This is a genomic window from Streptomyces sp. NPDC047042 (assembly GCF_040644035.1).
Lineage (GTDB): Bacteria > Actinomycetota > Actinomycetes > Streptomycetales > Streptomycetaceae > Streptomyces.
The window spans coordinates 135,711-151,027 of the sequence record NZ_JBEYVP010000008.1 but is presented as its reverse complement, the minus strand read 5'-3'; the positions used below and the strand labels follow the sequence as shown (position 1 = coordinate 151,027).

The following is a 15,317-nucleotide window of genomic DNA, read 5'->3' as shown; positions in this document are numbered from 1 at the left end:
GTCCTGCCGTGGTGGTCCGCGGCCGTCCCCTAGTTCGGGCGGGCCATCGCCTTGACGAAGGCACGTTCGACGTCGGCCGCGGAGAGGACTCCGTAGATCTCGCCGGACTCCTCCACGACCAGGTATTCGGTGGCGGGGGTGGCGCGCAGCGCGTCGAGGAGTTCCTCGCCGGAGAGTTCCGCCGAGACGCGCATGCCGTCGGTGAGGTCCTGGGCGAGTCCGCTGACGGAGACCCAGGGGCGGCGGTGTTCGGGTACGCCGACGATGGCGGCCTCGCGGACGAGGGAGAGGGGTTCCCCGTCGGGGTCGACGACGACGAGGGCGCGGGCGCCGGCGTCGTTGGCGCGGCGCAGGGCCTCGGAGAGAGGGGTGTCGGTCTCCACGGGGACCGCGCGGCGGGTGAGGTTGCGGGCGCGCAGCTCGGGGAGGTGTTCGCGCAGGCGGGCCATGCGGAGGCTGTTGCCGGCGCCGGTCCAGATGATCGCGGCGAGGATCGCGGCGAGCAGGGCGTCGGTGACGGTGTCCATGCCGACGCTGTCCTCGGCGGTGGAGCCGAGGGCGCCGGACTGGGTGAGCAGGGGCAGTCCGATGAGGACGGAGACGGCGAGGGCGCGGCCGACCCAGGCGGCGGCGATCGTACCGGTCATGGGTTTGCCGGTGATCTTCCAGACGATCGCGCGGAGCATGCGGCCGCCGTCGAGGGGCAGGCCGGGCAGGAGGTTGAAGGCGGCGACGATGAGGTTGGAGATCATCAGGCCGGCCAGCAGGACGCCGGGGACGGTGCCGGGTTCGACGGTCTGGAGGGCGAGGTAGAAGACGCCCGCGAGGATCAGGGAGAGGAGGGGGCCGACGAAGGCGAGGACGAATTCGCGGCCGGGGGTCTCGGACTCTTTCTCGATCTCGGAGACACCGCCGAAGAACTGGAGCTGGATGCGGCGTACCGGGAGTTTGAAGCGGAGGGCGGCGACGGTGTGGGCGAGTTCGTGGACGAGGACGGAGGCGTAGAAGGCGACCGCGAAGAAGAGGGAGACGAGGTAGCGCAGGGCGCCGAGTTCGGGCAGGACGCGGTCGAGTTGGCCGCCGAAGACCCAGGTGATGAGGGCGGCGACGAGGAACCAGCTGGGGGCGACGTAGACGGGTACGCCGAAGGGGCGTCCCATGAGGAGTCCGCCGCGGAGTTCCTTGGGTTTGCGGGGGGCCCGGGACTTGGCGAGGCGTGGGGCGGTGCCTGTGCCGCCGGGCGCGGGCGCGGGTGCCGGTGCGGGGTCGGGTTCGGTCTGCTTCGCGGGTTCCGCGGCGGCCGGTGCCGCGGGTTCGGTGTGCTCTTCGTGCTTGTCGTGCTCGTCGTCCCGGTCGGTCCGGTCGTCGCGCGTGGCGTCCACGGTTGTGGGTTCGGGGTGTGCGGGGTCGGTGGTCCGGGCCGTGCCGCCGGTGTGGCGGTCGGTCGGCTGGTCGTTGCCGGAGCGCGGCTGCCCGCTCCCGCCGCTCTCGTCCACGGTGTCCCCTTGTCGAATGCGTCTCCCTTTTCCGCTCCGGGGCGGAAAGGTCTCGGGTCGATGGTATGCGGCCGTCGCACCGTGTTCCGCCCCGGCACCCCCTGTGTTCGCCGGGCCGTAGTGGTTGGGTCGTCGGCGCGGGTGGGTCACTGTCAGTGGCGGGCCGTATGGTCGTCGTCATGGAAATGAGCCCCGAGGGTGCCGCCGAGTCCGTCCCGCCGGTCGTGCTGCCCTCCGCGCCGGCGTCGCTGTCGCCCTCGCGGGCCAGTGACTTCATGCAGTGTCCGTTGCTGTACCGGTTCCGGGTGATCGACCGGCTGCCCGAGAAACCGAGTGAGGCGGCGACGAGAGGCACCCTGGTGCACGCGGTTCTGGAGCGGCTTTTCGACGCGCCGGCGGCCGAGCGGACGGCGCCGCGGGCGAAGTCGTTGATCCCGGGTCAGTGGGACCGGCTGAGGGAGTCGCGGCCGGAGGTCGTGGAGCTGTTCGCGGACGATCCGGACGGGGAGCGGCTGACGCGGTGGCTGGGCGAGGCGGAGCGGCTGGTGGAGCGCTGGTTCGGGCTGGAGGACCCGACCCGGCTGGAGCCCGCCGAGCGCGAGCTGTTCGTCGAGGCTGAGCTGGATTCGGGGCTGAAGCTGCGCGGGATCATCGACCGGGTCGATGTGGCGCCCACGGGCGAGGTGCGGATCGTCGACTACAAGACGGGGAAGGCGCCGCGTCCGGAGTACGCGGAGGGCGCGTTGTTCCAGATGAAGTTCTACGCGCTGGTCGTGTGGCGGCTGAAGAACGTGGTGCCGCGGCGGCTTCAGCTGGTGTATCTCGGCAGTGGGGATGTGCTGACGTACGACCCGGTCCTGGCCGATCTGGAGCGGGTGGAGCGGAAGTTGCTGGCGTTGTGGGAGGCGATTCGGGAGGCGACGGAGACGGGGGTGTGGCGGGCCCGGCCGACGAAGTTGTGCGGGTGGTGCGATCACCAGGCGGTGTGTCCGGAGTTCGGGGGGACTCCCCCGCCGTATCCGTTGCCGGTGGCTCCGCCGGGTGCGCCGTAGTTCGACTGCGGGTGGGTGGGGGCTTGTCGCGCAGTTCCCCGCGCCCCTAGCGGGAGGGCTGCGCCCTCCGCAGGGCAGAATGGGGTGACTAGCTAAGGAGATCTCTGTGGCCATCCGCGTCCTACTTGTTGACGATCAGCCGTTGCTGCGTACGGGGTTCCGGATGATTCTGGAGGCCGAGCAGGACATCGCGGTCGTCGGCGAGGCCGGAGACGGTCTTCAGGCGATCGACCAGGTGCGGGCCCTGCAGCCCGATGTGGTCCTGATGGACATCCGGATGCCGCGGATGGACGGGGTGGAGGCGACCCGGCAGATCACGGGGCCGGGGCGGGACGGGCCGGCGAAGGTGCTGGTGCTGACGACCTTCGATCTCGACGAGTACGTGGTGGAGGCGCTGCGGGCCGGTGCCAGCGGCTTCCTGCTGAAGGACGCCCCGGCGAACGAACTGGTGCAGGCGATCCGGGTGGTGGCGGCGGGCGAGGCGATGCTCGCGCCGAGCATCACCCGCCGGCTTCTCGACAAGTACGCGGGGCATCTGCCCTCGGGTGACGAGCCCGTGCCGGACACCCTGCACACGCTGACCGAGCGTGAGGTCGAGGTGCTGAAGCTGGTGGCGCGGGGGTTGAGCAACGCGGAGATCGCCGCTGATCTGTTCGTCAGCGAGACGACGGTGAAGACGCATGTCGGGCATGTGCTGACGAAGCTGGGGCTGCGCGACCGGGTCCAGGCCGCGGTGTACGCCTACGAGAGCGGGCTGGTGCGTCCCGGCGCACAGTAACCGGACGCGCGTACGACGGAGTTGTGTGTACGCAACGGCTGTACGACGGCGAGGGCGCCCTTCCGGATGCGGAAGGGCGCCCTCGTTCGTGTGCGGCGGGGCTCAGCCCTTGTTGATCTCCCAGAAGCGGAAGACGGTCGAGGCGTCGAGGCAGTTCTCCAGGCCGTAGACGTTCTCGCGGGCGACGGCGTACTGCTTGGCCTGCCAGATGGGGAGGACGGGGACGTCCTTGGCAACGATGTTCTGGAGCTCGGCGAAGTCCGTGTCGGTCGCGGAGCGGTCGCTCTGGGCGGCGGTGCCGGGGATGAGGGTGTCGGTGATGGTGCCGTTGGTGTAGTTGTTGCCGAGGACGTTGCCCTGTCCGAAGAAGGGGGCGGTGAAGTTGTCGGCGTCGGGGTAGTCGGGCACCCAGCCCTTCACGTACACGCCGTACTTGCCCGCCTCGATGTCCTTCTCGTACTGCGCGAAGGGCACGGACTTGACGGTCGCGTCGAACAGGCCGCTGGCGTTGAGCTGCTTGGCGATGGCCTTGAACTCGTCGTCGGTGGCGGGGCCGTAGCGGGACGGGGTCGACCAGAGGGTCAGCTTGACCTTGCCGGTGATGCCGTCGGCCTGGAGGGCCGCCTGGGCCTTGGCCCTGGAGGGGCGGGCGCCGTAGGTGTCGAAGAAGGCGGTGTTGTGACCCGCTATGCCGGCCGGGATGATCGAGTAGAGGGGGGTCGCGGTGTCCTCGTAGACCTCGTTGACGAGGGCCTCGCGGTCGAGGAGGTAGGCGATGGCCTTGCGTACGCCGGTCTTTCCGGCGACCGGGTCGCTCATGTTGAACACGAGGTGCTGGACCTCGGCGCTGGTGCCCTCGATGATGTCGATGCCCTCGTCGCCGTTGTCGTTCTCGATGTCGGCTATGTCGCCGGCCTTGAGGCCTCGGTAGGCGATGTCGATGTCCTTGTCGACGATGGCCTGCTTCAGCTCGGTCTGGTCGCCGTGGAAGAACTTGAGGGTGACGCCCGAGTTGTGGACCTCGGCGGTGCCCTTGTAGTTCGGGTTGACGGAGAAGACCGCGCTGTCCTCGTCGAACGAGTCGAGCTTGTAGGGGCCGGAGCCGACGGCTTCGCCGTCCTTGCGCAGGCCGTCCTCCTCGTACTGGCTGTGGTCGACGATCGAACCGGCGCCGGAGGCGAGTTTGCTGGGGAAGGTGGCGTCGGGCACCTTGAGGTTGAAGACGACGGTCTTCTCGTTCGGGGTGTCCACCGAGCCGAGCATCGGGAACATGATCGCGGGGCCCGCGGCGTCGTTGATCTTCAGCATGCGGTCGAAGGAGAACTTGACGTCCTCCGAGGTGAGCGCGTCGCCGTTGCTGAACTTCAGGCCGTCGCGCAGGGTGCACTTGTACACCTTGGTCTGCGTGTCGCTGAAGGCGCACTCCTTGGCGGCCTCGGGCTGCGGTTCGGTGCCGCCGTTGGGGAAGCTCAGCAACGACTGGAACACGTTGTTGAACAACAGCCAGGAGCCCGGGTCGTAGCCGGAGGCCGGGTCGGTGGCCAGGACGTCGTCGGACATCCCTATCACCACGGTGGAGCCGTCGGCCCCCGTGCCGCCGTTCTCCGAACCGCATGCGGTCAGCAGGCCGGAGGCCAGCCCCGCCACGATGGGCAGGACCGGCCACTGGTTGCGCAGGTTCACGTCGAAGTGCCTTGTCGTCGGGTCTTGGATACCCGGGACCGTCCCAGCCCCGGGTCGGGACGTGTGCGTCGGGCGGGCGCGCTGGTCAGCTGCTCGCGCCGCGGCCGAGCTCCCAAAGCTGGAGTGTCGAGGAGGAGTTGAGGGCCCACTCGGCGCCGGTGATGCCGTCGCGGGCGGCGATGTACTGGTTGCCCTGCCACAGCGGCAGTACGGGTACGTCGTCGGCCACGATGTTCTGGATGTCCGTGAGGCTGGTGATGGCGGTGAGGCGGTCGGCCTCACGGCGGGACTGCGGGATCAGCGTGCCGCGGATCTTGGCGTTGGCGTACGGCAGGCTGAGGAAGTTGTCCTTGTCGAGGAACGGGGCGAGGTAGTTGTCGGCGTCGGGGAAGTCCGGGAACCAGCCCATGCCGTAGACGTCGTACTGGCCCTTCTTCTCGGCCTCGCGGAAGGTGTCCCAGGGGGTGCCCTGGATGGTGACGTCGAACAGCCCGCTGCCGTTGAGCTGCTTCTGCAGTTCCTCGAACTCCTGCTTGGTCGCCGAGCCGTAGTGGTCGGTGGTGTAGTGCAGGGTCAGTTTCACCGGGGCGGTGATTCCGGCGTTCTCCAGCAGGGCTTTGGCCTTGATGTCGCTCGGCTCGCCGTACTTGTTGAAGAAGGAGTTCGAGTGGCCGGTGATGGTGGCCGGGACCAGCGAGAAGAGCGGCTGGGCCTCGTCGCCGTACACCTTGGCCACGAGTTCCGCGCGGTTGATGATCTGGGCCATCGCCTGGCGGACGGCTTTGGTCTTCACCGTCGGGGCGTTGGTGTTGAAGCCGAGGTAGCGGATTTCCAGGCCGGGCATCTCTACGAGGTCGATGTCGCCGGTCGAGTCGTCGTCGAGCTTCCTGATCTGCTCGGGAGACATCGTGCGGGTCATCAGGTCGATGTCGCCCTTGGAAAGCGCGGTGCCCATCTCGTCGGCGTCCGCGAAGGAACGCAGTTCGACCTTGTCGTTCTTCGGCGTCAACTGCCCTTTGTAGCGGCTGTTCTTGGTGAAGACGGCGTTGACGAGTTCGTCGTCCTTCACCTCGGCCTTGAGCGTGTACGGGCCGGAGCCGTCGACCTCGAAGCCGTCGCGCAGCTTGTCCTTGTCGTAGTCGGCCGGGTTGACGATGCCGGCGACCGGGGTGGACAGCTTGAACGGGAAGGTGGCGTCGGCGGTCTTGAGGTGGAAGATGACCTCGCGGTCGCCCTGGGTCTCGACGGTGTCGATGGTGGACAGCAGGGCGAACACACCGCTGTCGGCCTGGATCCGCAGGGCCCGGTCGATGGAGAACTTCACGTCGGACGCCTTCACGGCGTCGCCGTTGGAGAACTCGAGGCCCTTGCGCAGGGTGCAGACGTAGCGCTCGTTGCCGCTGTCCGTGAAGCCGCACTTCTCGGCGGCCTCGGGCACCGGTTCGCCGTCGCCACGCGGCTGGACCATGAGGGTCTGCACGGTCTGGCGCAGGATGTTCCAGGTGCCGACGTCGTAGGCGTAGGCCGGGTCGATGGGCGCCGGAGCCGCCTTCGTGGCGGTGAACCGGTCCGTGGTGCCGACGACGATCGCGTCGCCGCTGCTGCCCCCGCTGTCGACGCCACCGCAGGCGGCGAGCACCGGGGCGAGCAGGCCGACCACCGTCGGCAGCACCAAGGTCTTGCGGTTCATGCTCGGGTTCTCCAGGCTGTCGATCCCAGGGGACCCGGCGTGCGTGGGGTGGTGCGCGCGGGTGAGGGATTGCGTCGATGTTCTCCCGACGAGATTAGTCCGGACCGCGGGAAGGCCCGCATGCAGCCGGAGTTGAGAGCCCATCACGCTGCGAAACCGGGTGTGGACGCACCGAAAAACCGACACGGGAAGGATTCCGCGCAGGCTCCCCCCAATCGGGACACAAGGTCGCGACGAGAACCTGCCAATAGAGTGCGTGTACGCGCCACCGGCCCACCGCCGAGGCCCTGCCGCGTGGCGAACCTCACACATTTCGACTGGGTACGCTCAGCTGAATTCGGTCACGGGCAGAGGCGGTGGGATCGACGGAGGGCACGTAATTCTCATTTGATGGCCCGCACGTTCATCCGCGCGTTATCCCGCATTCGAATCGGGCACACTCGGTAAACGCGTCAGTGCATTTCCGTCATCGGTCGTACGTGATCAGCCCGCGCAGAAATGGCAGGTCGACCTCTTCCAGCGAGGTCACGACGGTACGGCGCGCGCCGGGGGCGATGGGCGCCACGGACGGTACGGCCACGACGTGGCAGCCCGCGGCCTCGGCGGCCGCGACCCCGGTCGCCGTGTCCTCCACGACGGCGCATCTCACCGGGTCGACGCCGAGTCCCGCGGCCGCGATCAGATAGGGGTCGGGGAACGGCTTCGTACGCTCCACCTCGTCCCCCGCGATGCTCAGGGCGAAGTGCTGCGGGCCCAGGGAGGCCAGCACGCGGTCGATGATCCGGCGGTGCGAGGCGGAGACCAGAGCGGTCGGGATCTCGTGCGCGGAGAGCTCGGCGAGGAGGCGGGCCGCGCCCGGCATCAGGGGCAGGGCCCGGCCGATACGGTCCTCGAAACCCTCGTTGAGCAGCACCGACAGTTCGTCGAACGTGATGTCGGCGCCGGTGGCCTCGATGAGGAACCCGGCGCTGCGGGTCATCGGGCCGCCGACCACGACATGCCGCCAGGAGTCGTCGAGGGTGTGGCCGAGACCGGCGAAGATCTCGACCTCGACGTCCCACCAGAAGCCCTCGGTGTCCACCAGGGTGCCGTCCATGTCGAGGAGAACGGCCTGCAGTGCTGAGCCTTCGGCCGTACGGGTTCCGAGCGCGGGGACCGTGCTGGTCATCCTGGCGCACCTCCTTGAGGGACGATCAGGCCGGTTGCCCCTGAGTTCACAGAGGGCAACCGGCCTGCGATGGACCGTCAAGTGTACGTCTTGTCCGATCAACGCGCGTGGTAGGACTCAGCGCGCGTTGAAGTACTTCGCCTCGGGGTGGTGGATGACGATGGCGTCGGTGGACTGCTCGGGGTGGAGCTGGAACTCCTCGGAGAGGTGGACGCCGATGCGCTCGGGCTGGAGCAGGTCGGCGATCTTGGCGCGGTCCTCGAGGTCGGGGCAGGCCCCGTAGCCGAGGGAGAACCGGGCGCCCCGGTACTTGAGGGCGAACATGTCCTCGACGTCGGTGGGGTCCTCGCCGGCGAAGCCGAGTTCGGAGCGGACGCGTGCGTGCCAGTACTCGGCGAGCGCCTCGGCCAACTGGACGGACAGGCCGTGCAGTTCGAGGTAGTCACGGTAGGAGTTCGCCTCGAACAGCTTGGCGGTCTCCTCCCCGATCCGGTTGCCGACGGTGACCACCTGAAGGCCCACGACATCCGTCTCGCCGGACTCCTCCGGGCGGAAGAAGTCGGCCAGGCACAGCCGGCGGCCACGGCGCTGACGCGGGAACGTGAAACGCGTACGTTCGTTGCCCTGGTCGTCGAGGATGATCAGGTCGTCGTCCTTGGAGACGCACGGGAAGTAGCCGTAGACGACGGCCGCCTCCAGCAGGGACTCCGTCTGGAGCTTGTCCAGGAGGCCGCGCAGGCGGGGGCGGCCCTCGGTCTCGGCCAGCTCCTCGTAGGTCGGGCCGTCGCCGGTGCGGGCCTGCTTGAGACCCCACTGGCCCTTGAAGAGGGCGCCCTCGTCGAGCCAGCTCGCGTACTCCTTGAGCTGGATGCCCTTGATGACGCGGGTGTCCCAGAAGGGCGGGGTGGGGACGGGGTTGTCGATGGCGACGTCGGAACGGACGTGCCCCTCTTCGGGCCGCTCCTCCACCACCGTGTCGGCCGCGCTCGCCCGCACCCGGCGCTGCTTCAGCTCCGGCAGCTTCGCCCCCGGCACCCCCCGCTTGACGCCGATCAACGCGTCCATCAGCCGCAGGCCTTCGAAGGCGTCGCGGGCGTAGCGGACCTCGCCCTCGTAGATCTCGTGCAGGTCCTGCTCCACATACGCCCGGGTCAGCGCCGCGCCACCGAGAATCACCGGGTAGTCGGCGGCCAGCTTGCGCTGGTTGAGCTCCTGGAGGTTCTCCTTCATGATCACCGTGGACTTGACCAGGAGACCCGACATGCCGATCACATCGGCCTTGTGCTCCTGCGCGGCCTCGAGGATCGCGGAGACCGGCTGCTTGATACCGATGTTGACGACGTTGTAGCCGTTGTTGGTGAGGATGATGTCGACGAGGTTCTTGCCGATGTCATGGACGTCACCGCGGACCGTGGCCAGCACGATCGTGCCCTTGCCGTCGTCGTCCGTCTTCTCCATGTGCGGCTCGAGGTAGGCGACGGCCGCCTTCATGACCTCGGCGGACTGCAGTACGAACGGCAGCTGCATCTGGCCGGAACCGAAGAGCTCGCCGACGACCTTCATGCCCTCCAGGAGGGTGTCGTTGACGATGTCGAGGGCCGGGCGGGTCTGGAGGGCCTCGTCGAGGTCGGCCTCCAGGCCGTTCTTCTCCCCGTCGATGATGCGGCGCTGCAGTCGCTCGTCCAGGGGCAGGGCGAGCAGTTCCTCGGCGCGGCCGTCCTTCATCGACTTGGTGTTGACGCCCTCGAACAGGGCCATCAGCTTCTGCAGCGGGTCGTAGCCCTCGGCGCGGCGGTCATAGATGAGGTCGAGGGCGGTGGTCACCTGCTCCTCGTCGAAGCGGGCGATCGGAAGGATCTTCGACGCGTGCACGATCGCCGAGTCCAGACCCGCCTTCACGCACTCGTCGAGAAACACCGAGTTCAGCAGGACGCGGGCGGCCGGGTTGAGACCGAAGGAGATGTTCGACAGGCCGAGCGTCGTCTGCACGTCCGGGTGGCGGCGCTTCAGCTCGCGGATCGCCTCGATCGTCGCGATGCCGTCCTTGCGGGACTCCTCCTGGCCGGTACAGATGGTGAAGGTCAGGGTGTCGATGAGGATGTCCGACTCGTGGATGCCCCAGTTCGTCGTCAGGTCCTCGATCAGGCGTTCGGCGATGGCGACCTTGTGGTCGACGGTACGGGCCTGGCCCTCCTCGTCGATCGTCAGCGCGATCAGCGCGGCGCCGTGCTCCTGGGCCAGTCGGGTGACTTTCGCGAAGCGGGACTCCGGTCCGTCGCCGTCCTCGTAGTTCACCGAGTTGATGACCGCACGGCCGCCGAGCTTCTCCAGGCCCGCCTGGAGGACGGGGACCTCGGTGGAGTCCAGGACGATCGGCAGCGTGGAGGCGGTGGCGAAACGGCCGGCGAGTTCCTGCATGTCGGCGACGCCGTCGCGGCCCACGTAGTCCACGCACAGGTCGAGCATGTGCGCACCCTCGCGGATCTGATCCCGGGCCATCTCGACGCAGTCGTCCCAGCGGGCCTCCAGCATGGCCTCGCGGAACTTCTTGGAACCGTTGGCGTTGGTGCGCTCGCCGATCGCCATGTACGACGTGTCCTGGCGGAACGGGACGGTCTGGTAGAGCGAGGCGGCGCCGGGTTCGGGCTGCGGGTCGCGCTCCACGGGCGCGGCGCCCTGCACGCGCTCCACGAGCTGCCGCAGGTGCTCCGGGGTGGTTCCGCAGCAGCCGCCGACCAGGTTCAGACCGTAGTCCCGTACGAAGGTGTCCTGGGCGTCGGCCAGGCCCTCGGGGTCGAGGGGGAAGTGCGCGCCGTCCTTGGTGAGGATCGGCAGACCCGCGTTGGGCATGCAGAGCAGCGGAGTGCGGGAGTGGCGGGACAGATAGCGCAGGTGCTCGCTCATCTCGGCCGGGCCGGTCGAGCAGTTCAGGCCGATCATGTCGATGCCCAGCGGCTCCAGCGCGGTCAGCGCGGCGCCGATCTCCGAGCCGAGCAGCATCGTGCCGGTTGTCTCGAAGGCCATCGAGACCAACAGGGGTACGTCGAGGCCGGTGGCCTCCATGGCGCGGCGGGCGCCCAGGATCGACGACTTCGTCTGGAGGAGGTCCTGCGTGGTCTCCACGATCAGGGCGTCGGCGCCGCCGGCGAGGAGTCCTTCGGCGTTCGCCTGGAACCCGTCGCGGAGGGTGCGGAAGTCGATGTGGCCGAGGGACGGCAGCTTGGTGCCGGGGCCGATCGAGCCGAGGACCCAGCGCTGACGGCCGTCACGGGCGCCGAAGTCGTCGGCGGTCTCGCGGGCGATCCGGGCACCGGACTCGGACAGCTCGTACACGCGATCGGCGATGTCGTACTCGGACGCCGCCGTGTGGTTGGCCCCGAACGTGTTCGTCTCGACGCAGTCCACGCCCACCGAGAAGTACGCCTCGTGGACGGAACGGACGATGTCGGGCCGGGTGATGTTCAGGACCTCGTTGCAGCCTTCCAGCTGCTGGAAGTCCTCCAGTGTCGGGTCCTGCGCCTGGAGCATGGTGCCCATCGCACCGTCGGCCACCACCACTCGGGTGGCGAGTGCGTCCCGGAGGGCGGACACACGGGTCCTGCTGTCGGAGGAAGGGGCGGACGACGAGGCGGCCATGTAAGGGCTCCCTGGAGTGCGACGGCTGTCGGCTTTGCGGCTTCTTTGGGGAAGGCGCACCCGGCCAGGGTAGCCCGGTGCGGGGCCGTATGGTCAGGGCGTCCACGGGACGGACGTACGTGGCGCGCGTGTCGTGGCCGAAAGCCACCGGGTGTATGCCCGGCATCCACCCGGATGTACGCGGGATGTAACAGGTGACGACCAGCCATTGGCGGGCGGTCGACATGGACCGGTAGTGTTCGACATTGCCGAACGGCGGCAGCGAACGCCGGATGCGGGCGGTCGAGGGACGGAGGCAGGACGGCGATGGCACGGAACATCCAGTCGCTCGAACGGGCGGCGGCGATGCTGCGGCTCCTCGCGGGCGGCGAGCGTCGGCTCGGCCTCTCGGACATCGCCTCGTCCCTCGGCCTCGCCAAGGGCACCGCCCACGGCATCCTGCGCACCCTCCAGCAGGAGGGCTTCGTCGAGCAGGAGGCCGCCTCCGGGCGCTATCAGCTGGGCGCCGAACTGCTGCGCCTGGGCACCACCTATCTGGACGTCCACGAACTGCGCGCGCGTGCCCTGGTGTGGACCGACGACCTGGCCCGCTCGAGCGGCGAGAGCGTCCATCTGGGCGTCCTGCACCAGCGGGGTGTGCTGATCGTGCACCACGTGTTCCGCCCCGACGACAGCCGACAGGTGCTGGAGGTCGGGGCCATGCAGCCCCTGCATTCCACAGCTCTGGGCAAGGTCCTGTCGGCCTACGACCCGGTCGCGCACAGCGAGGTCCTGGAGGCCGAGCGCAAGTCGTTCACCGACCGGACGATCAGCGACCTGGAGGGCTTCGAGGGCGTCCTGGACCTCACCCGCGCGCGTGGGTACGCGGCCGATGTCGAGGAGACCTGGGAGGGCATCGCGTCGATCGCCGCCCCCATCCACGACCGGCGGCGGATGCCGGTCGGCGCGGTGGCCGTCACCGGTGCCGTGGAACGGCTCTGCCGGGAGGGCGAGCTGCGTCCGGAGCTGATCGCGGCGGTGCGGGACTGCGCCCGCGCGGTGTCACGGGACCTGGGCGCCGGGCGGTTCTGAACCTTCGTACAAAATCTGGCACTTCCTACGAAAGCGGACCGGGACATCGTGGATGTTCCGGTCTTTTCGTGTGCGCGGCGTGTGCGGGCGGACGCGGTTCGCGACCGACTCGGGATCGCACGCAAGATCGATAGCTCACAGCAATCAATAACGATCGTGTTTTCGAGACAGAGCTCTTGACGTGCCCGTAACTCCGGAGCAAGACTCCCGTCCATCGGTCGACATTGTCGAACACCGACCGGCAATAGGCGTTAGAGTGTGACAACGCCAAGGCCGGCAGCTCTCCCCCTGGACGAAGGACAAAGGAGTCGCGGGTGTCCAGCTCCGACATCTTCATCGGCGAGACCATCGGTACCGCCATACTCATCCTGCTCGGCGGTGGCGTGTGCGCCGCCGTCACGCTGAAGGCCTCCAAGGCCCGCAACGCCGGCTGGCTCGCCATCACCTTCGGGTGGGGTTTCGCCGTTCTGACGGCCGTCTACACCTCGGCGCCGCTCTCCGGCGCCCACCTCAACCCGGCCGTGACTCTCGCGCTCGCGCTCAAGAAGGACGGCATCGACTGGAGCGACGTCCCGATCTACTGGGGCGGGCAGCTGCTCGGCGCCATGATCGGCGCGACCCTGGTCTGGATCGCCTACTACGGCCAGTTCCTCGCCCACCTGACCGACAAGGAGATCGTCGGCACTCCGGCGGCGAAGTCCGTCGAGGCGCAGGAGAAGGGGGCCGGTCCGGTCCTCGGCATCTTCTCCACCGGCCCCGAGGTCCGCGTGGCCTGGCAGAACGTGGCCACGGAAGTCATCGGCACGATCGTGCTGGTGCTCGCCGTCCTCACGCAGGGCCTCAACGACAGCGGCAAGGGTCTCGGCGTCCTGGGCGCCCTGATCACCTCGCTCGTCGTGGTCTCCATCGGTCTGTCCCTCGGTGGCCCGACCGGATACGCGATCAACCCGGCCCGTGACCTCGGTCCGCGCATCGTGCACGCCCTTCTGCCCCTCCCCAACAAGGGCGGCTCCGACTGGTCCTACGCGTGGGTCCCGGTGGTCGGTCCGCTGATCGGCGGCGCGATCGCTGCAGGCATCTACAACGTCGCTTTTGCTTAGAGCAGCCAGCACAGTCAGCGCGGCGGCCGCAGCCTCGAGCAACATCGCCGTAAGCCAGCCCCTCACCCACGGACCTCTCAGGAGCACACAGTGACCGACGACGCGCACACCGCCGGCCCGTTCATCGCGGCCATCGACCAGGGCACCACCTCCAGCCGCTGCATCGTCTTCGACCGGGACGGCCGGATCGTCTCCGTCGACCAGAAGGAGCACGAGCAGATCTTCCCGAAGCCGGGCTGGGTCGAGCACGACGCCAACGAGATCTGGACCAACGTCCAGGAAGTCGTCGCCGGAGCCGTCCAGAAGGCCGGCATCACCCGCGACGACATCAAGGCCATCGGCATCACCAACCAGCGTGAGACGACGCTGCTGTGGGACAAGAACACCGGTGAGCCCGTCCACAACGCCATCGTCTGGCAGGACACCCGTACGGACACGCTCTGCAAGGAGCTCGGCCGCAATGTCGGGCAGGATCGTTTCCGCCGTGAGACCGGCCTCCCGCTGGCCTCCTACTTCGCCGGCCCCAAGGCCCGCTGGCTGCTCGACAACGTCGAGGGGCTGCGCGAGCGCGCCGAGGCCGGGGACATCCTCTTCGGCACCATGGACAGCTGGGTCATCTGGAACCTGACGGGCGGTGTCGACGGCGGTCACCACGTCACCGACGTCACCAACGCCTCCCGCACCCTCCTGATGAACCTGCACACCCTGGAGTGGGACCCGAAGATCGCCGAGTCGATCGGCGTCCCGCTGTCGATGCTCCCGGAGATCCGCTCCTCCGCCGAGGTGTACGGCGAGGTCACGGGCGGTCCGCTCGGCGAACTGCTCGGCGGCATCCCGGTCGCCTCCGCGCTCGGCGACCAGCAGGCGGCCCTGTTCGGCCAGACCTGTTTCGCCGAGGGCGAGGCCAAGTCGACGTACGGCACCGGCACGTTCATGCTGATGAACACCGGCGGCAAGATCATCAACTCGTACTCCGGCCTGCTGACCACCGTCGGCTACCGCATCGGCGACCAGGCCCCGGTCTACGCCCTGGAGGGCTCGATCGCGGTCACCGGTTCGCTGGTGCAGTGGATGCGCGACCAGATGGGCCTGATCTCCACCGCCGCCGAGATCGAGACGCTCGCGTCGTCGGTCGAGGACAACGGCGGCGCCTACTTCGTGCCGGCCTTCTCCGGTCTGTTCGCCCCGTACTGGCGTTCCGACGCCCGCGGTGTGATCGCCGGTCTGACCCGGTACGTCACCAAGGCGCACCTCGCGCGTGCCGTCCTCGAGGCGACCGCCTGGCAGACCCGTGAGATCACCGACGCCATGACCAAGGACTCGGGCGTCGAGCTCGCGGCCCTCAAGGTCGACGGCGGCATGACCTCCAACAACCTGCTGATGCAGACCCTCTCGGACTTCCTGGACGCACCCGTCGTGCGCCCGATGGTCGCCGAGACGACCTGCCTCGGTGCCGCCTACGCCGCCGGTCTCGCCGTCGGCTTCTGGACCAGCACCGACGACCTGCGCGCCAACTGGCGCCGGGCCGCCGAGTGGACCCCCAACATGGACGCGGCAAAGCGCGACCGTGAGTACAAGAGCTGGCTCAAGGCCGTCGAGCGGTCCATGGGCTGGCTCGAAGACAGCTCTGTCGAGGAGTAAGA

10 protein-coding genes are annotated in these 15,317 nt (G+C 68.6%); 5 read left to right on the top strand and 5 right to left on the bottom strand.

Annotated features, from left to right (window positions below; all coding sequences use genetic code 11):
* Positions 1–29: 29 nt before the first annotated feature.
* Positions 30–1,496 (bottom strand): site-2 protease family protein, encoded by a 1,467-nt coding sequence (locus ABZ855_RS11230; protein ID WP_360804531.1) that lies wholly within the window; start codon positions 1,494–1,496, stop codon positions 30–32.
* A gap of 179 nt (positions 1,497–1,675) precedes the next feature.
* Between ABZ855_RS11230 and ABZ855_RS11225 the strand changes: the two genes are divergently transcribed.
* Together ABZ855_RS11225 and ABZ855_RS11220 are read left to right on the top strand one after the other, a co-directional pair.
* Positions 1,676–2,548 (top strand): PD-(D/E)XK nuclease family protein, encoded by an 873-nt coding sequence (locus ABZ855_RS11225; RefSeq protein WP_360804528.1) that lies wholly within the window; start codon positions 1,676–1,678, stop codon positions 2,546–2,548.
* Positions 2,549–2,654: 106 nt separating this feature from the next.
* Positions 2,655–3,326: a response regulator transcription factor gene (locus tag ABZ855_RS11220; protein ID WP_107019862.1), complete on the top strand. Its 672-nt coding sequence runs from the start codon at positions 2,655–2,657 to the stop codon at positions 3,324–3,326.
* Between the two features lie 102 nt (positions 3,327–3,428).
* On the opposite strand, the gene ABZ855_RS11215 is transcribed toward ABZ855_RS11220, so the two are convergent.
* The 4 genes from ABZ855_RS11215 to metH form a co-directional block, all read right to left on the bottom strand.
* Entirely contained in the window at positions 3,429–5,009 is a 1,581-nt protein-coding gene (locus ABZ855_RS11215) for an ABC transporter substrate-binding protein (protein WP_360804525.1), read from the bottom strand.
* A gap of 85 nt (positions 5,010–5,094) precedes the next feature.
* Positions 5,095–6,699, bottom strand: coding sequence for an ABC transporter substrate-binding protein (locus ABZ855_RS11210; protein WP_360804522.1), 1,605 nt, complete (start codon positions 6,697–6,699; stop codon positions 5,095–5,097).
* A 466-nt stretch (positions 6,700–7,165) separates the two neighbouring features.
* A complete protein-coding gene (locus ABZ855_RS11205) occupies positions 7,166–7,867 on the bottom strand; it encodes an HAD family phosphatase (protein WP_360804519.1) in 702 nt (233 codons plus the stop codon).
* A 117-nt stretch (positions 7,868–7,984) separates the two neighbouring features.
* Positions 7,985–11,503 (bottom strand): methionine synthase, encoded by a 3,519-nt coding sequence (gene metH, locus ABZ855_RS11200; RefSeq protein ID WP_360804516.1) that lies wholly within the window; start codon positions 11,501–11,503, stop codon positions 7,985–7,987.
* Positions 11,504–11,809: 306 nt separating this feature from the next.
* Here metH and ABZ855_RS11195 point away from each other — a divergent pair, with 306 nt between their 5' ends.
* The 3 genes from ABZ855_RS11195 to glpK all read left to right on the top strand — a co-directional run bounded on the left by ABZ855_RS11195 (position 11,810) and on the right by glpK (position 15,315).
* On the top strand, positions 11,810–12,574 hold the full coding sequence (locus ABZ855_RS11195) for an IclR family transcriptional regulator (protein WP_360804513.1): 765 nt from the start codon (positions 11,810–11,812) through the stop codon (positions 12,572–12,574).
* Positions 12,575–12,888: 314 nt separating this feature from the next.
* Positions 12,889–13,674, top strand: a complete 786-nt coding sequence (locus tag ABZ855_RS11190) for an MIP/aquaporin family protein (RefSeq protein ID WP_360804510.1) — start codon at positions 12,889–12,891, stop codon at positions 13,672–13,674.
* Positions 13,675–13,764: 90 nt separating this feature from the next.
* Positions 13,765–15,315 (top strand): glycerol kinase GlpK, encoded by a 1,551-nt coding sequence (glpK, locus tag ABZ855_RS11185; RefSeq protein ID WP_360804507.1) that lies wholly within the window; start codon positions 13,765–13,767, stop codon positions 15,313–15,315.
* The last annotated feature ends 2 nt before the right edge of the window (positions 15,316–15,317 follow it).